Here is a 17,752-nt window from a genome sequence, read left to right on the forward strand (position 1 = left end):
CATGGCGGTCCCTGCCGGTCCCGGGATCGACCCGGTCCGGGCATCCTGCCGCTTCACGGGCCCGGAGCGGTCTCCGGTGGCACCACCTGTTTCTCCTCGGCGAAGTGGCAGGCCGAGGGGTGGGCCGCCGGGCCGCCGGCGGTGCGGAAGGCCTCGGGGACCGCGAGCAGGGGGACCTCCGTCGCGCAACGTTCCCGGGCCTTCCAGCAGCGGGTGCGGAAGCGGCAGCCGGAGGGGATGTTCGTGGGGGACGGGACGTCTCCGGTGAGGATGATCCGTTCGCGGTGTGCGCGGGCCTCCGGGTCGGGGACGGGGACGGCGGAGAGCAGGGCCTGGGTGTAGGGGTGGGTGGGATGGTCGTAGATCTGGGTGTCGGTGCCGGTCTCGACGATCCGGCCGAGGTACATCACGCCGACCCGGTCGGAGATGTGCCGGACGATCGACAGGTCGTGCGCGATGAAGACGAACGCCAGGTCGAACTCGCTTTGGAGCCGGTCCATCAGGTTGACGACCTGGGCCTGGACCGAGACGTCCAGTGCGGAGACCGGTTCGTCGGCGACGATCACCTCGGGGCGCAGCGCCAACCCGCGGGCGATGCCGATGCGCTGGCGCTGGCCGCCGGAGAACTGGTGCGGATAGCGGTTGATGTACTCCGGGTTGAGGCCGACCACGTCGAGGAGGTCCTGGACGCGTCGGCGCCGCTCGCCCTTGGGGGCGATCTCGGGGTGGATCTCGTACGGCTCCCCGATGATGTCGCCCACCGTCATCCGGGGGTTGAGGGAGGTGTAGGGGTCCTGGAACACCATCTGGATGTTGCGGCGGACGGCCTTGAGGGCCTTCCCGGACAGCCGGGTGACGTCCTCGCCCTTGTAGCGGATCGCGCCGGCCGTCGGGCGCTCCAGGTGGACCAGCATCTTCGCGACGGTGGACTTGCCGCAGCCGGACTCGCCGACGATGCCCAGGGTCTCGCCCCGGCCGAGGGCGAAGTCGACGCCGTCGACGGCCTTCACGGCGCCGACCTGCTTGCGGAACACGATGCCCCGGGTCAGCGGGTAGTGCTTGACCAGGCCGGACACCTCCAGGAGCGGCTCAGTCATCCAGGCACTCCCGCCAGAAGTGGCAGGCGCTCCCCCGTGCCTGCGAGACCTCGTACAGCGGGGGCTCGTCGGTCCGGCAGACGTCGCGGGCCATCGGGCAGCGGGGGTGGAAGGCGCAACCCGGCGGGATGTTCATGAGGTTGGGCGGCAGGCCCTTGATGGCGTAGAGCTGCCGGCCCTTCTGGTCGAGGCGGGGGATGGAGTCCAGCAGGCCCCGGGTGTACGGGTGGGCGGGGGACTTGTAGATGTCGTGCACGGGGGCCGACTCGACGATCCGGCCCGCGTACATGACGACGATCCGGTCGGCGACGTCGGCGACCACACCGAGGTCGTGGGTGATGAGGACGAGCCCCATGCGGTACTCGCGCTGCAGCTCCGCGAGGAGTTCCATGACCTGGGCCTGGACGGTGACGTCGAGGGCGGTGGTCGGTTCGTCGGCGATGATCAGGGCCGGTTCCAGGGCCAGCGCCATGGCGATCATGATGCGCTGGCGCATGCCTCCGGAGAACTGGTGCGGGTACTGCCCGACCCGCTCCCGGGCGGCCGGGATGCGCACCCGGTCCATCAGCTCGACGGCCCGGGCCCGCGCCGCCTTCTTCGACATCCCCCGGTGCACGACGAACATCTCGCCGAGCTGGTCGCCGACGGAGAGCACGGGGTTGAGGGAGGACAGCGCGTCCTGGAAGATCATCGCCATCTCGGCGCCCCGGACCCTGCGGCGCTCGTTCTCCTTCAGCTCCAGCAGGTCGCGGCCCCGGAAGACGACCTCGCCGCCGGTGATCCTGCCGGGCGGCGTGTCGAGGATGCCCATGACGGCCTGCGCGGTCACCGACTTGCCGGAGCCGGACTCGCCGAGCACGGCGAGCGTCTCGCCCGCGTCGACGCCGTAGCCGACGCCGTTGACGGCCCTGGCGACCCCGTCCCTGGTGTGGAACTCCACGTGCAGGTCGCGCACTTCGAGCAGCATGACGGCGGCTCACCTCAGCTTCGGGTCGAGGGCGTCGCGCACCGCGTCGCCGAGCATGATGAACGCCAGGACGGTGATCGCGAGGGCGCCGGAGGGCCACAGCAGCGCGTGCGGGGCGTTGCGGACGTAGGGGGAGGCGGCGGAGATGTCGATGCCCCAGGAGACGCTGGGCGGCTTCAGGCCGACGCCGAGGTAGGACAGGGTCGCCTCCAGCGAGATGTACGTGCCGAGCGCGATGGTCGCCACGACGATGACCGGGGCGATCGCGTTGGGCGCGATGTGCCGCAGCACCAGGCGGGAGTTGGAGGCGCCGAGCGCCCGCGCGGCCTGGACGTAGTCGTTCTGCTGGGCGGTGATGACCGAGCCGCGGGCGATCCGGGACAGCTGCGGCCAGCCGAGCAGCACGATGAAGCCGATGACCGGCCAGACGGTGTTGCTGGTGGTGACGGACAGCAGCACCAGACCGCCGAGGACGACGGGGATGGCGAAGAAGACGTCCGTGACGCGGGACAGGACCGAGTCCCACGCCCCGCCGAAGAACCCGGCCAGCGCGCCGAGGACGCTGCCCAGCACCGCGACGCCGAGCGTGGCGAGGACGCCGACCGCGACGGACGTGCGGGCGCCGTAGACGGTGCGGGTGTAGACGTCGCAGCCCTGGCCGTCGAAGCCGAAGGGGTGGCCGGGCTGCGAGCCCTCCTGGGCCTTGGCGAGGTCGCAGGTGAGGGGGCTGCCGGGGGCGATCAGCGAGGGCCACAGGGAGATGAGGACCAGGAAGAGGATGATCAGGGCCGAGACGACGAAGACGGGGTTGCGGCGCAGGTCGCGCCAGGCGTCGGACCAGAGGGACCGCGGCTTGCCCTGCGGGCCCGTTCCCTGCGGGCCGTCCGGGGTGCGCGCGAGGGTCTCGGCCTCGTCGACGCCCAGGTCCATGCCGCCGCCCATGCCGGTCCCCGCGACGGCGCGGTCGGGGTCGTAGTGCTGCTCAGGCATAGCGGATCCTCGGGTCGAGCACGGCGTAGAGGAGGTCGACGACGAGGTTGGCGACCAGGAACACCAGCACGAGCACGGTCACGAAGCCGACGACGGTCTGGGTGTTCTGCCGCAGGATGCCCTGGTAGATCTGGTAGCCGACGCCGTGGATGTTGAAGATCCGCTCGGTGACGATCGCGCCGCCCATGAGGAAGCCGATGTCCGCCCCGATGAAGGTGACCACGGGGATGAGGGAGTTGCGCAGCAGGTGCCGGGTGATCACCCGGTGCCGGGGCAGGCCCTTGGCGACGGCGGTGCGGACGTAGTCGGAGCGCCGGTTCTCGGCGATGGAGGTGCGGGTCAGCCGGGTGACGTAGGCGAGGGAGACGGAGGCCAGCACCAGTCCGGGCAGGATCAGTTCGTCGAGGGGCGCCGCGGAGGAGACCGACGGCCTGATCCAGCCCCACTTCACCCCCAGCAGCAGCTGGAGCAGCAGACCGGTGACGAAGGTGGGGACGGAGATGACGACGAGGGTGAGCAGCAGGACGCCGGTGTCGACGGGGCGCCCCCGGCGCAGCCCGGTGACCACGCCGAGGGCGATGCCGATGACGATCTCGAAGAGGATCGCGACGACCGTGAGGCGGATGGTGACGGGGAACGCGGTCGCCATCAGCTCGGTGACCTCCTGGCCGTTGAACGCCGTACCGAAGTCGCCGGTGAAGACGTTCCCCATATAGGTCAGGTACTGCTGCCAGACGGGCTTGTCGAGGCCGAACTCCTTCTTCAGCTGGGCGGCCGTCGCCGGGTCGCAGCGCCGTTCGCCGCAGAGTCCGGCGATGGGGTCGCCCATCACGTTCACCATGAGGAAGATCAGCAGCGTGGCCCCGACGAACACCGGGATCATCTGGAGCAGACGCCGGACGACGTAGCGTCCCACGGCGGGTCAGCTCACCTTGATCTGGTCGTACACGGGGACGCTGAAGGGGTTGAGCTTCACGTCGGACAGCCGGTCCGACCAGCCCGCGCTGCCGTTCTGGTACCAGAGCGGGATGGCGGCCATGTTGTCGCGGACGACCCCCTCGGCCTGCTGGAACAGGCCGACGGCCTTCGCGTTGTCGGTCTCGCGGTTGGCCCGGTCGACGAGGTCGTCGAACTGCTTGTCGGACCACTTGCCGTCGTTGGAGGAGGCGTCGGTGTAGTAGAGCGGCTGGAGGAAGTTCTGGATGAGCGGGTAGTCCATCTGCCAGCCGGCCCGGAACGGGCCGCTCATCTTCTGCTGGGTGATCTGGTTGCGGAAGTCGGCGAAGGTGCCGACCGGGTTGCCGGTGCAGGCGCGTTCGTCGTCCAGTGCGTTGTTGATGGAGTTGCAGACGGCGTCGATCCAGTCCTTGTGGGAGCCGGTGTCCGCGTTGTACGTGAGGGTGAAGCGGCCGCCGGGCAGGCCGCCGCCCTCCTGGATGAGCTTCTTGGCCTCGTCGGGGTGGTACTCGCAGGCGTCCCCGCACAGGCCGGCCTGGTGGCCGCCGTCCTTGCCGAGGACCGGGGAGGTCCAGTCGGTGGCGGGGGTGCGGGTCCTGGCGAAGATGGTCTTGGTGATCTGGTCCCGGTCGATCGCCATGGACAGGCCCTTGCGGACCTTCTCCGAGCCTGAGGTGTTCCAGGCCTCGTCGTAGAACGGGAAGGCGAGGGTCTGGATGATGCCGGCGGGGGTGTTGAGGTAGCGGTCGCCGAGGTCGTTCCTGACGTTCTTCAGCTGGGCGGCGGGGACGTCGTCGACCAGGTCGAGGTTGCCGGCGATGAGGTCGGTGTAGGCGGTGTTGTTGTCGGTGTAGACCCTGAGGTCGACGCCGCCGTTCTGCGCCTTGTCGTCGCCGGGGTAGTCGTCCCACCGGCGCAGGGACATCTGCGAGCCCTTGGCGTACGAGTCGACCAGGTACGGGCCGTTGCCGACCGGCTTGGCGACCCAGGCGGCGTGGTCCTCGAAGAAGGCCCGGGGCAGCGGGGCGAAGGCGGCGTAGCCGAGGGTGTCGGGGAAGGTGGAGAACTTCTGGGTGAGCTTGACGGTGAAGGTGCGGCCGTCGACGACCTTCAGGCCGGAGAGGGTGTCGGCGCTCTGCTCGCCCTCCTCGGGGTGGACCTTGTCGTAGCCCTCGATGTAGCCGAAGAAGTAGGCGTTGCGCTGGTTGTTCCTCAGGCCGGCGCCGTAGTTCCAGGCGTCGACGAAGGACTTCGCGGTGATCTTCTCGCCGTTGCTGAAGGTCCAGCCGTCCTTGACGGTGATGGTGAAGTTCTGCGAGTCCGAGGTCTCGATCTTCTCGGCGAGCATGTCCTGGGCCTCGCCGGTCTCGGGGTCGTAGCGCTTGAGCCCCCGGAAGATCATGTCGAGGACCTTGCCGCCCTGCACCTCGTTGGTGTTGGACGGCTCCAGCGGGTTCTGCGGGTCGCCCCAGGAGGCGCTCAGCACCGCGCCCGCGTCACCGCTGCCGCCGCCGTCCCCGCCGCCTCCGCAGGCCGTCGCCGCGAGGGCTGCCGCCACCGCGCACACGGCCCATCTGGCGTGCGTGGCTCCGCGCATGGAGTGCCTCCTCGTACGTACGCGGTGGTGCACCGATCCGTCGCACCCATATCAACGCAAAAGGAGCATCGCGTGGACGTGTGACACCTGCGCGGACGGAACTCCAGCCGTATGTACGTATGAGCGGTTCTCCGTACGGGCGGATGTCTGTACGGAGGAGGGGGCGGGTCCGGGAACGCCGGAACCCGGCACCCCCGTGCGGGGGTGCCGGGTTCCGGGCAGGCGGTCGGGCGAGGACGTCAGCCCGCGTGGACGACGTCCTTCTCCTCGGCGAAGTGGCAGGCCGACTCGTGGGCCGCCGGGGTGTCCGATCCCTTGAAGCGCTCGGGGACCGCCAGCAGCGGGATCTCCTCGGCGCACTTGTCCTGCGCCTTCCAGCAGCGGGTGCGGAAGCGGCAGCCCGACGGCGGGTTGGCCGGCGAGGGCACGTCACCGGTGAGGATGATCCGCTCCCGGCCCTCGCGGGCCGCCGGGTCCGGCACCGGGACCGCCGACAGCAGCGCCTGGGTGTAGGGGTGCGTCGGGTGGTCGTAGATCTGGGTGTCGGTGCCGATCTCGGCCATCTTGCCGAGGTACATCACGCCGACCCGGTCGGAGATGTGCCGGACGATCGACAGGTCGTGCGCGATGAAGAGGTACGACAGGTTGAACTCGTCCTGCAGCCCCTCCATCAGGTTGATGACCTGGGCCTGGACCGAGACGTCCAGCGCGGAGACCGGCTCGTCGCAGATGATGATCTCGGGGTTCAGGGCCAGGCCGCGGGCGATGCCGATGCGCTGGCGCTGACCGCCGGAGAACTGGTGCGGGTACCGGTTGATGTACTCCGGGTTGAGGCCGACGACGTCGAGGAGGTCCTGGACCTTCTTGCGCCGCTCGCCCTTGGGGGCGACCTCGGGGTGGATGTCGAAGGTCTCCCCGATGATGTCGCCCACCGTCATCCGGGGGTTGAGGGAGGTGTACGGGTCCTGGAACACCATCTGGATGTTCCGGCGGACCGCCTTCAGCGCGCGCCCGGACAGCTTGGTGATGTCCTGGCCCTTGTAGAAGACCTCGCCGGCGGTGGCCCGCTCCAGGTTCATCAGGAGCTTGGCCACCGTGGACTTGCCGCAGCCCGACTCGCCCACGATGCCCAGGGTCTCGCCCTGGTACAGGTCGAAGGAGATGCCGTCGACGGCCTTCACCGCGCCGACCTGCTTCTTGAACAGGATGCCCTGGGTGAGCGGGAAGTGCTTCACCAGGTTGCGCACCTGGAGGATCGGCTCACCGCGCTCCACCGGCACCTCGAGCGCGGCGACCTCCTCCGCCTCGGTCCGGGCCTCGACGACCTCCACCTCGGAGACGTTCGGCGTGGCGTCGACCGGCGCGTCGTTCTTGCTGAGCTCAGCCATGGAGCGTCTCCTTCCAGAAGTGGCACGCCGAGCCACGGCCGACCAGCTCGGTTCCGTCCGGCCCGGTGACCGGGTGCAGCGGCGGGACGTCCGTACGGCAGACGTCCTCGGCCCTGGGGCAGCGCGGGTTGAACGCGCAGCCGCTCGGGATGCGCGTCAGGTTCGGCGGCAGACCCTTGATCGCGTACAGCTCCTGGCCCTTCTGGTCCAGGCGCGGGATCGAGTCCAGCAGGCCCCTGGTGTAGGGGTGCGCCGGCTTCTTGTAGAGCTCGTGCACCGGGGCCTGCTCCACGATGCGGCCCGCGTACATCACCGCGATCTTGTCCGCGACGTCGGCGACCACACCGAGGTCGTGGGTGATCAGGATGAGCCCCATGTGGTACTCGCGCTGCAGCTCCGCCAGCAGGTCCATCACCTGGGCCTGGACGGTCACGTCCAGGGCGGTGGTGGGCTCGTCGGCGATGATCAGGTCGGGCTCCAGGGCCAGCGCCATGGCGATCATGATGCGCTGGCGCATGCCGCCGGAGAACTGGTGCGGGTAGTCGTTCACCCGCGCCGCGGCGGCCGGGATCTTCACCCGGTCCATCATCTCGACGGCCCGGGCCTTGGCCTCCTTCTTGGACAGGCCCTGGTGCACCCGGTACATCTCGCCGAGCTGGTAGCCCACCGAGAGCACGGGGTTGAGCGAGGAGAGCGCGTCCTGGAAGATCATGGCGATCTTCCGGCCGCGGATCCTGCGCCGCTCCTCCTCGGACATCTTCAGCATGTCCTGGCCGCGGAACATGATCTCGCCCTGCGGGATGCGCCCGGGCGGCATGTCGAGGATGCCCATGACCGCCTGCGCGGTCACGGACTTGCCCGAGCCGGACTCGCCGAGCACGGCGAGGGTCTCGCCGGCGTTCACGGAGTAGTTGACCCCGTTGACGGCCTTGGCGACGCCGTCCCGCGTGTGGAACTCCACGTGCAGGTCACGGACGTCCAGCAGGGGGCCGTCGAAGCCCTCGGCACTGGGCTCGAGGACGACGTCCTTCTTGTCGATGATGCTCATGTACGCCTCCCTCAGCGCAGCTTGGGGTCGAGGGCGTTGCGTACCGCATCGCCGAACATGAGGAACGAGAGCACCGTGATCGACACCATCACCGAGGGGATGATGAGCGTGAACGGCGCGTTGCGCAGCTGCTGGCGGCCGGTGGCCACGTCCACGCCCCACGACACGGTGGGTTCGGCGAGACCGACACCGAGGAAGGACAGCGTGGCCTCGGCCGCGATGTAGCCGCCCAGGGCGATGGTCGCGACGACGATGATGGGCGCGAGGGCGTTCGGCAGGATGTGCCGGAACATGATGCGGCTGGTGGACGCGCCCAGCGCCTTGGCGGCCATGACGTAGTCGGCCTGCTTGACGGTGATCACCGAGCCGCGGGCGACACGGGCGATGGAGGTCCAGCCGAGGAAGGCCAGGGCCAGGATCACGACCCAGATGGTGCGGTTCTCGAACGTCGTCAGGATCACCAGGGCACCCAGCAGGAAGGGGATGCCGAAGAAGACGTCGGTGACACGGGACAGCAGGCTGTCGATCCAGCCGCCGAAGTAACCGGCGATCATGCCCATGAGCGTGCCGAACACGGTCACCAGGACGGTGACGCCGACACCGACCACGATCGAGGCGCGGGCACCGTAGATGATGCGCGCGTAGATCGAGCGGCCCTGGCCGTCGTAGCCGAGCCAGTCCTCGGCGAAGAAGTGGCTCCAGTTCGGCGGCTGCAGGTAGTGCGTGGCCAGGTCCGCGTCGCGCGGTGAGGCGCTGGTGAACAGGCCCGGCGCGAACGACATGACCAGAAGCAGCAGGATGAGCGCGGAGGAGATCAGGAACATGGGCTGACGCCGCAGGTCGTACCAGGCGTCGCTCCACAGGCTGCGCGCCTTGTCGGGCGCGGGGCCGGCTTCGACGGCGGCGGCCGGTGCGGGGCCCGCGGCGGTCGTCTTGTCGGCGAGGGTCTTCTCGGGTTCGGCGGTCTTCTCAGGCATACCGGATCCTCGGGTCCAGGACCGCGTACAGCAGGTCGACGAGCAGGCTGGTGGCGAGGTACACCAGAACGATCAGCGAGGCGATGCCGACGACGGTCGCGCCCTCGCGGCGGATGAGCGCCTCGAAGACGGCGTTGCCGACGCCCTTCACGTTGAAGATGCCCTCGGTGACGATGGCACCCGTCATCAGGTTGCCGATGTCGGTACCGAGGAAGGTGACCACGGGGATGAGCGAGTTGCGCATCAGGTGGACGCCGACGACACGGCGCTTCGGCAGGCCCTTGGCGACCGCCGTGCGCATGTAGTCGGCACGCAGGTTCTCCGCCATCGACGTGCGCGTCAGACGCGCGACGTAGGCGAGCGAGAGGGAGGCCAGCACGATGGCGGGCAGCAGGAGTTCGCCGAAGTTCTCGGAGTCGCGCACGTTGGGCTGGGTGATCTGCCACTGGAAGGCGAACAGGTACTGCATCAGGAAGCCCAGCACGAAGGACGGCATCGAGATGAGGACCAGGGTCAGCGCCAGCAGTCCGCGGTCCTGCAGCGTGTTCGGGCGCAGACCGGCGACGACGCCGAGACCGATACCGACGAGCACGATGAAGGCGAACGCGAACAGCGTGAGCCGGATGGTGACCGGGAACGCGTCGGCGATGATGTCGGCGACGGGACGTTCACTGACGATCTCCGTACCGAAGTCGCCCTGGACCAGACCGCCCAGATAGTTGGCGTACTGCTGCCAGAGGGGCAGGTCCAGCCCGAGCTCCTTTCTCTTGTTGGCGACGACCGCGGGATCGAACGCCTGATCTCCCATGAGGGCCCTGACGGGATCGCCGGGCAGGACGTACATCATGAGGAAGATCAACAAGGTTGACCCGATGAATACCGGGATCATCTGGAGCAGTCGTCGTACGACATAACGCCCCATGCGTGCCTCCGTGAGGGGTGTGCTACGGCCGAAGGGGCCGTCCATGAGGGGACGGCCCCGGTCGGCCCCCGTCACCGCCGGGAACCGGCGGTGACGGACAACGGCCGAGAGTGTTGAGGCCCGTGGCCTCCTTACTTGACGGTGACCTCGGTGAGCGTGATGTCACCGTGGTAGTCGACGCTGACGTTGTCGACCGCCTCACCGTGGCCGCCGTTGATGCGGTAGTACCAGAGCGGGATGGCCGGCATCTTCTCGAGGAGCTTCTTCTCGACGTTCTGGTAGGCCGCCACGGCCTCCTCCAGGGACTCCGCCTTGTCACCCTCGGCCATCAGACCGTCGATCTCCTTGTCGGAGAAACGACCGTTGTTGGACTCGGCCTTGGAGTGGTAGAGCTCCTTGATGAAGTTCACGTTGACCGGGTAGTCGGCCACCCAGCCGCCACGGTACATGCCCTTGACCTGGTTGTTGTCACGGGCCTCGAGGTCCGTGGGGAAGTCCGGCTTCGCGTCGCCGACGCAGTCGATCCCGGTGGCCTTGCGGATGGACTCGCAGACCGCGGTCACCCACTCCTTGTGGCCGCCGTCACTGTTGTACTGGATGGAGAACTTGTTGCCCGGGACGCCGCCGCCGTCCTTGATGAGCTTCTTGGCCTTCTCCGGGTTGTACGTGAACACCTCGGTGTCCAGGTCCTGGTTGCCCTTGACCTCCGGCGGGGTGAAGCTCGTCGCCGGCGTACGGGTGTTGTTCAGGACGGTCTTGGTGATCGTGTCACGGTCGATCGCCATGGACAGACCCTGGAGCACCTTGGGGTCGATGTCCTTGAACGTCTTGGTGTAGAACGCCGGCACCAGTGTCTGGATGGCCGCGTACGGCTGCTCGATGGCGCCGGCACCGAGGTCCGACTTGTACTTCGGCAGGTCCGTCGGACCGACCTGGCGGATGATGTCCAGGTTGCCGGAGACGACGTCCCGGTAGGCCGCCTCGACGGTCGAGTAGTTCTTGAACTGCAGACCCTTGTTCTGGGCCTTGTTCGGACCCTGGTAGTCCGCGTACGCCTTGACCTGGATGAGCTTCTTGTGGTCCCACTTCTCGAACTCGTAGGGACCGTTGCCGACCGGCTTCTGGCCGAAGGCCTTCGGGTCGTCGAAGAAGACCTTGGGCATCGGCGCCCAGGTGGTGTACCCCAGCTTGTAGTTGAAGTACGGGACGCGCTCGTTCAGCTCGATCGTGAAGGTGTGGTCGTCCACGACCTTCAGACCGGACATCGCGTCGGCCTTCGGCTCACCCTTCTCCGGGTGGACGTCGGCGTAGCCCTTGATGTCCGAGAACCAGAAGGAGTTCTGCTGGTTGTTCTTGATGTTGGCGTACCAGTTCCAGGCGTCGACGTACGACTTCGCCGTGACTTCCTCGCCGTTGTGGAACTTCCAGCCCTTCTTGAGCTTGACCGTCCAGCTCTTCGAGTCCTCGGTCTCGACGGACTCGGCGTTGGTGTAGACCAGCTCACCCTTGGCGTCGAAGTCGAGCAGCTGGGTGAACAGCGACCGGATCACGTAGGCGCCGTTGGACTCGTTGGTGTCGGCCGGCATCAGCGGCTTCTGCGGCTCACCGACGTCGATCGAGACGTAACCGGCGGGGGCGGAGCCCTTCGCCTTCTCCTTGTCACCGCCGTCGCCGCCGCCACAAGCAGTGGCAGCCAGCGCCACGACTATCGCACCCGCGACCCACTTGGCGCTCTTGGCACCGCGCATGGGTTCCTCCTCATGAGTCCATTGGTTCACCGCAAAGAGGAGCACACGACATATCACCGTCCACCGCCCGTCGCCGGTGTCGGAGATCGTCAAGTGCCCCCGCGCTCGTGAGTCGGCGCCTTCAGCGCGTGACCCGTTCGTCCGAGCTCTACGCGCCTAACTATCTGCCATGCGCCAGGAGCGAACCACACCCACGAGGTCTCGGTTCGATCACAGCTGAGGCCTACATCTTCCAAAATCCGGACAAAGGGTTTGGTGAAAGATCCCTGCGAAACGGACTTGTTACACATCTATCGGGGGTGCGTGTCCGCATATCGGACGCGAATGCGGGGAAAACCCGTTGCAGATAGCGTGGCCGCCGTGCACGCTACCCTTCAGGGTTGCCGTGCGTTCAACATGCTTGGCCGGCAAAGCCGTTGGCCGACGAGACGCGGCTTCCGCCTTTCCCGGACATCGCCGGGCGCGTCGGCCGTCGCAACTGGCCCGCCTCCAGAGCAGAGTAGTGCGAGTCAGCCAGTTCAGGGTCGCCTCCCAGCCAGATCGAGGGTTATCCCTACCTTTCCCTTCCGGGATTCCGGCGTGCGATTCCGCACACGCACAAGAACGGCGCCGGGCACCCCTGCAATAGGGGTGCCCGGCGCCGTTCTCACGTGTGCGGCGTTGCGGGTCAGCCGTGCTTGGCGCGGCTCGCGGCGCGGGCGCGCTCACGGCCGTCCAGGTTCACCTTGCGGATGCGGATGGACTCCGGGGTCACCTCGACGCACTCGTCGTCGCGGCAGAACTCCAGCGACTGCTCCAGCGACAGCTTGCGCGGCGGGACGATCGCCTCGAACGAGTCGGCCGAGGCCGACCGCATGTTGGTGAGCTTCTTCTCCTTGGTGATGTTGACGTCCATGTCGTCGGCACGGGAGTTCTCACCGACGATCATGCCCTCGTACACCTCGGTGCCGGGATCGGTGAACAGCACACCGCGCTCCTGCAGGTTGGTCATCGCGAACGCGGTGACCGCGCCGGCCCGGTCGGCGACCAGGGAGCCGTTGTTACGGGTCGTGAGCGGCCCGAACCAGGGCTCGTGGCCCTCGTGGATGGAGTGCGCGATACCGGTGCCGCGGGTCTGGGTGAGGAACTCGGTGCGGAAGCCGATCAGTCCGCGCGAGGGCACCACGAACTCCAGGCGCACCCAGCCGGAGCCGTGGTTCGACATGTTGTCCATGCGGCCCTTGCGGACGCCCATGAGCTGCGTGACCGCGCCCATGTGCTCCTCGGGCACGTCGACCGTCATCCGCTCGACGGGCTCGTGCACCTTGCCGTCGATCTCCCGGGTGACCACCTGCGGCTTGCCGATGGTGAGCTCGAAGCCCTCCCGGCGCATCTGCTCGACCAGGATCGCCAGCGCCAGTTCGCCTCGGCCCTGCACCTCCCAGGCGTCGGGACGGCCGGTGTCCAGGACGCGCAGCGAGACGTTGCCGATCAGCTCGCGGTCCAGGCGGTCCTTGACCTGGCGGGCGGTGACCTTGCGGTCCTTCACGGCCGCCTTCGCGTCGGCGCCCTTGCCGGTGCTGCCGCGGCCGACCAGCGGCGAGGTGTTGGTGCCGATGGTCATGGAGATCGCGGGCTCGTCCACCATGATCAGCGGCAGCGGAACCGGGTTCTCCGGGTCGGCCAGGGTCTCGCCGATCATGATGTCCGGGATGCCGGCGACCGCGCAGATGTCACCGGGGCCGGCCTTCTCGGCGGGCTTGCGGGTGAGCGCCTCGGTCATCATCAGCTCGGAGATCCGCACGTTCTGCACGGACCCGTCGCGCTTCATCCAGGCGACCGTCTGGCCCTTCTTCAGCTCGCCCTGGTGGACGCGGAGCAGGGCGATCCGGCCGAGGAAGTTGTCGGCGTCCAGGTTGGTGACGTGGGCCTGGAGCGGGGCGCCCTCGTCGTAGGTGGGGGCCGGGATGTGCGACAGGATGGTGGAGAAGAACGGCTCGAGCGAGTCCGAGTCCGTCGGGACCGTGCCGTCCGCCGGCTTGGTCAGCGAGGCGATGCCGTCCCGGCCGCAGGCGTAGACGATCGGGAACTCGATCTGGTCCTCGTCGGCGTCCAGGTCGAGGAAGAGGTCGTAGGCCTCGTTGACGACCTCGTCGATGCGGGAGTCCGGCCGGTCCGTCTTGTTGATGCACAGGATGATCGGCAGCCTCGCCTGGAGCGCCTTGCGCAGCACGAAGCGGGTCTGGGGCAGCGGGCCCTCGGAGGAGTCCACGAGCAGCACGACACCGTCGACCATCGACAGGGCGCGCTCGACCTCGCCGCCGAAGTCGGCGTGGCCGGGGGTGTCGATGATGTTGATCGTGATCGGGTCCCCGCCGTCCTTGGGGTGGTACTTCACCGCCGTGTTCTTGGCGAGGATCGTGATGCCCTTCTCACGTTCCAGGTCGCCGGAGTCCATCATGCGCTCGTCGACCTGGTCGAGCTGGTGGGCGGCGAAGGCACCTGCCTGCTTGAGCATGCCGTCGACGATGGTGGTCTTGCCGTGGTCGACGTGGGCAATGATGGCGACGTTGCGAATGTCGTGACGCTGGATGGACGAAGCCATGGGTTGGCGTACTCCCGAAATGGTGAGAAGCGCCCTGCGCAGACGGCTGTGGTGCGCGGGCCCTGCCGGGCTGAACACGCCACGGCCTCTCCCCATGTTACGGGCCCGTGGAACCGGACACTCGCGCCTCCTCCGCCCGGGGCGCTTCGAGGGGCCGGTGACGTTCCCGTCGTCATGGCCGCTCCCCGCGCTCAGGGGCGGCCCGGGGCCCGTGCGGCGGGCGTCGTCAGGAACCCCGTGGTCCGGCCCCGTCGCAGTTCAGCAGTGCGGGAAACCGTCCCCCGCGCCCGCCCCGTCCGCGGGCCGCCCGTGGTGGGCGCCCCGCCGGGGGCGGGGCGTGCGAAAAAAGTGCCGAGATCTCCCTCACGTCGGCGCGGTGGCCGGGACTACCGCGCCGAGGAGGAGACCGAGGGCTTCCTCGTCTTCTCCGCCGGTGTCCCGGCCGGGCCCCGCGCGCTCTTCTTCAGGAAGCCCATGTCCTCGTAGACGGGGGTGCGGAAACCGAAGGCGCCCGCGTTGGCCAGGCCCTTCCGGGCCGCGGTGAGCTGGGGGCGCTGGTAGAGGGGGATCGATCCGGCCGCCGCCCAGATGCGGGAGTCGGCCTTGCGGAGCAGCTCGGCGCGTTTCGCGTCGTTGAGCGTCGTGAGGGCCTGGTCGAAGAGCTGGTCGACCTGGTCGGTGCCGACACGGGTGTAGTTCTGCCCGACGTTCAGCGAGCCGTCGGCGGACGGGACCGGCTTGGCGTAGACCGGGCGGGCGTCGGTGGCGGGGAAGGCGGTCGCGGGCCAGGAGTAGAGGGCGAGGTCGTACTCACCGGCGGCGATGTGGTCCGTGAAGTAGCTCTCGTCGTCGACCGTGGAGATGTCGGTGCGGATACCGACCCGCTCCAGCATCCGTGCGATCCGGTCGGCCACGGCGCCCAGGATCTGGGAGCCGGGTCCGGAGGGGAGCACGAAGTCGAGCGTGAGCGCCTTGCCGTCCTTGGCGAGCGGGGCGTTCTCCGCCTGGGCGGGGGCGGCGGTGCCCTTGGGTGCGTAGGCGCCGGGGGCGCTGTCCCGGTGCAGCCGGGTGTGCTCGGTGCTGTCCTGGGCGAGGTGCTCCGCCGTGCCGCCGTCACCGCTCTTGTCGTCGTCCGCCGCGTCGTCCTTCGCCGCGTCGTCCTTCGCCGCGTCGTCCTTCGCCGCGTCGTCCTCGCCGACGGTGTACGTGCCGTCGTCGTCGCGCTTCGACCCGCTCTTGGAGCTCTTGTCGGACGACCCGGCCTTCTCGCCCTCCGCACCGGCCGCCTTCTCGCCGTCCTCTTCCTCCGTGTCCCCCTCCTCCTTGTCCCCCTTCTTCTCGTCCTTCTCGTCCTTCCCGTCTTTCCCGGCCTTCCCGGCCTTCTCCTCCTTCTCGGCCTTCTCGGCCTTCTCCTTCTTCTCGTCCTTCTCCTGGTCGACCGGGCCCCCCGGCACCCAGCCGGCGTCCGCAAGCAGGGCGCGCGCCTCCGCGGTGTCCTGGGCGCCGAGGGCGCCGCTCCCGTCGGCGTAGGCGGCCTGCCCGGACAGCGCGACATGGCTGCCGACAGGCTCGGCGGGCAGGTCGAGCGGTTCGAGGACCGCCTTCGCCAGGGCCTCCCGGTCCAGGGCGCGGGCCACGGCGCGGCGGACCCGCTCGTCGGCGAGCGGGCCTTCGTCGCCGTTGAGGGCGAGCTGGGTGTAGGCGGGCTCCAGCGACTTGCGCACCTCGAACCCGCTGAGGGTCTTCTGCTGACGTGCGTGCGTCGCGGCGGCCTTGCGCTGCTGCTTGCGGGCGGAGATCTCCTTGTCGGCGGCGTCCTCGTCGGAGCCGTTCGCGACGGCCCAGGAGCGCAGGGCGTGGGCGGCGGACCGGCCGGCGGCGAGCGGGCCGGCCAAGGGCGCGCTCACCCGTTCGGCCTCTCCCTTCCCGTCCGGTTCGCTCTTCCGCTCGCCGCCCTCCTCGCTCCCGCGTGCGCTTTCGCCCCGCGGGCCGGCGGCGACGATGCGGCGGGCGCCGGTGGCGTCGATCTCGGCCAGGTCCAGGGTGCCGGCGGTGAGCGCGGCGATCCGTTCGTCGCGGGGCACCGCGCGCAGCACGATCGTCGAGAGCCGGGGCGGCTCGCCCCACCAGCGGGCGTTGCGGGTGAGGGTGACCTCGTCGCCCTTACGGTCGACCTTCTTCACCTCGAACGGGCCGGCGGTGACCTTCAGCTTCTTGCGGGCCCCGTCGTTGAAGGAGTCCGGGGCACCCATGACGTCCTTCGGGTACAGCGGGGTGAACAGGGACTTCCAGTCGGCGTAGGGGCGGCTGAAGGTGACCTTGACCTCCAGGTCGTCCTTGCCGCGCTCGATCTTCTCGATGCGGTCGTAGCCGGCGTTGCGGGCGGTCCAGTAGGCGGTGTCCTCGCCGGACAGGGCGCGCCACTGGGCGGCGAAGTCGGCGGCGCCGATCTCGCGGCCGTCGCTCCAGACGGCCTGCTGGTTGAGCCGGTAGAGGACGACCTGCCGGGGCTCGGTCTCGACGACCTCGGCGGACTCCAGGTAGTCGGCGTTGCGCACCGGGCGGCCCCGGTCGTCCATCCGGTACATCGACGGCAGGACGGCCTGCGCGATCCGGGTGGTGGTGGCGTCGGCGTCCGACTGGAAGGTGTTCAGGGTGTCCGGGACGGTGTCCACCGCCCAGCGCAGGGTGCCGCCGTCGGCGATCGACGTGCGGTCGGCGCGGGCGACGTCCCCCGCGGCGAGGGGCCGGCCGGCCGGGTCGTCGGAACTGCATCCGGCCAGCGCGGGCACCACGAGAGCGCCCGCGGTGAGGAAGACGACCGAGCGCATGACCGCGCGCGGGGCGACGCCGTCGTGGGACATCTCTGGTTACCTCCGGGGAGCCACGGACGTTATGATCACTTTTGTCTGTATCTTTGGTGTTCATCTGATGTATGCGGCCACTGAAGAGGAAAGGGTTCGGCAACCGAGAGCGACACGACGACCACGGGCGGGAAGCTCACCCGTACGGAGCAGCGCACCGCACGATGCACCCCTGCGCCTCGGCCAATCGGTGCACATCCCTTCACAGCGCAAGGTGTGACGCGCGACACTCTCAGGCGCATGAACGTTGCCGCCTTGGGCCTGAAGGACCCTGAAGGACCCGCGGGAAGTGAGGGCAAGTCATGTCCGTGCACGACGAACTGGCATCCGTCCAGCGCAGCCTCGACGACCTGATCCGGTCGGTGGGACGCCTGGAGAAACAGCTCGGCAGCGGCGGCCTGGAGATGCGCCGCGTCCGATCCGACACCAATCATCTGCGGGAGAGCGTCGCTCTGCTGCGGGAGACGGCCACGGCCGGGACCACCGCACCGAAGCGGCCCGATCTCGTCACCATCTCCGACACGCCGTACGACCCCTCCCTGTGGGTGGACTCGGACGACGAGGGCCTCGGCGTCCGCGACCGCCGCGCCCCCTGACCCCCGCCGGACCCGCA

General features: G+C 68.9%; 13 protein-coding genes. 1 reads left to right on the forward strand and 12 read right to left on the reverse strand.

Annotated features, from left to right (window positions below; all coding sequences use genetic code 11):
* Nucleotides 1-53: 53 nt before the first annotated feature.
* From ACTWJ9_RS10915 to ACTWJ9_RS10970, 12 genes are all read right to left on the reverse strand, one after another.
* Nucleotides 54-1,097, reverse strand: coding sequence for an ABC transporter ATP-binding protein (locus ACTWJ9_RS10915; RefSeq protein WP_279334041.1), 1,044 nt, complete (start codon nucleotides 1,095-1,097; stop codon nucleotides 54-56).
* Nucleotides 1,090-2,064 carry an ABC transporter ATP-binding protein gene (locus ACTWJ9_RS10920; RefSeq protein WP_279334042.1) on the reverse strand — a complete coding sequence of 325 codons (975 nt, stop codon included), beginning with the start codon at nucleotides 2,062-2,064 and terminating at the stop codon, nucleotides 1,090-1,092. Before ACTWJ9_RS10920 ends, ACTWJ9_RS10915 begins: the two co-directional genes overlap by 8 nt.
* A gap of 9 nt (nucleotides 2,065-2,073) precedes the next feature.
* A complete protein-coding gene (locus ACTWJ9_RS10925; protein WP_279334043.1) occupies nucleotides 2,074-3,054 on the reverse strand; it encodes an ABC transporter permease in 981 nt (326 codons plus the stop codon).
* Nucleotides 3,047-3,970: an ABC transporter permease gene (locus tag ACTWJ9_RS10930; RefSeq protein ID WP_279334044.1), complete on the reverse strand. Its 924-nt coding sequence runs from the start codon at nucleotides 3,968-3,970 to the stop codon at nucleotides 3,047-3,049. The genes ACTWJ9_RS10925 and ACTWJ9_RS10930 overlap by 8 nt, the downstream gene beginning before the upstream one ends.
* Nucleotides 3,971-3,976: 6 nt before the next feature.
* Nucleotides 3,977-5,608 carry a peptide ABC transporter substrate-binding protein gene (locus ACTWJ9_RS10935; RefSeq protein ID WP_279334045.1) on the reverse strand — a complete coding sequence of 544 codons (1,632 nt, stop codon included), beginning with the start codon at nucleotides 5,606-5,608 and terminating at the stop codon, nucleotides 3,977-3,979.
* 239 nt (nucleotides 5,609-5,847) lie between these two features.
* Nucleotides 5,848-6,996 (reverse strand): ABC transporter ATP-binding protein, encoded by a 1,149-nt coding sequence (locus tag ACTWJ9_RS10940; RefSeq protein WP_279334046.1) that lies wholly within the window; start codon nucleotides 6,994-6,996, stop codon nucleotides 5,848-5,850.
* The gene (locus ACTWJ9_RS10945; protein WP_279334047.1) at nucleotides 6,989-8,044 is read right to left on the reverse strand and encodes an ABC transporter ATP-binding protein; all 1,056 of its coding nucleotides are present in this window, start codon (nucleotides 8,042-8,044) and stop codon (nucleotides 6,989-6,991) included. Before ACTWJ9_RS10945 ends, ACTWJ9_RS10940 begins: the two co-directional genes overlap by 8 nt.
* 11 nt (nucleotides 8,045-8,055) lie before the next feature.
* Nucleotides 8,056-9,021 (reverse strand): ABC transporter permease, encoded by a 966-nt coding sequence (locus ACTWJ9_RS10950; RefSeq protein WP_279334048.1) that lies wholly within the window; start codon nucleotides 9,019-9,021, stop codon nucleotides 8,056-8,058.
* Nucleotides 9,014-9,943, reverse strand: coding sequence for an ABC transporter permease (locus ACTWJ9_RS10955; RefSeq protein WP_279334049.1), 930 nt, complete (start codon nucleotides 9,941-9,943; stop codon nucleotides 9,014-9,016). Before ACTWJ9_RS10955 ends, ACTWJ9_RS10950 begins: the two co-directional genes overlap by 8 nt.
* Before the next feature lie 131 nt (nucleotides 9,944-10,074).
* Nucleotides 10,075-11,691 carry a peptide ABC transporter substrate-binding protein gene (locus ACTWJ9_RS10960; protein ID WP_279334050.1) on the reverse strand — a complete coding sequence of 539 codons (1,617 nt, stop codon included), beginning with the start codon at nucleotides 11,689-11,691 and terminating at the stop codon, nucleotides 10,075-10,077.
* A gap of 667 nt (nucleotides 11,692-12,358) precedes the next feature.
* The gene (gene typA, locus ACTWJ9_RS10965; RefSeq protein ID WP_387039923.1) at nucleotides 12,359-14,275 is read right to left on the reverse strand and encodes a translational GTPase TypA; all 1,917 of its coding nucleotides are present in this window, start codon (nucleotides 14,273-14,275) and stop codon (nucleotides 12,359-12,361) included.
* A 386-nt stretch (nucleotides 14,276-14,661) separates the two neighbouring features.
* Nucleotides 14,662-17,139 (reverse strand): ABC transporter family substrate-binding protein, encoded by a 2,478-nt coding sequence (locus ACTWJ9_RS10970; protein ID WP_443295626.1) that lies wholly within the window; start codon nucleotides 17,137-17,139, stop codon nucleotides 14,662-14,664.
* A 302-nt stretch (nucleotides 17,140-17,441) separates the two neighbouring features.
* Between ACTWJ9_RS10970 and ACTWJ9_RS10975 the strand changes: the two genes are divergently transcribed.
* Nucleotides 17,442-17,735 carry a hypothetical protein gene (locus tag ACTWJ9_RS10975; RefSeq protein WP_109376825.1) on the forward strand — a complete coding sequence of 98 codons (294 nt, stop codon included), beginning with the start codon at nucleotides 17,442-17,444 and terminating at the stop codon, nucleotides 17,733-17,735.
* Nucleotides 17,736-17,752 lie beyond the last annotated feature (17 nt).

Origin of the sequence: Streptomyces sp. GDS52, assembly GCF_052246875.1 — a bacterium.
Taxonomy (GTDB): Bacteria; Actinomycetota; Actinomycetes; order Streptomycetales; family Streptomycetaceae; genus Streptomyces; species Streptomyces cathayae.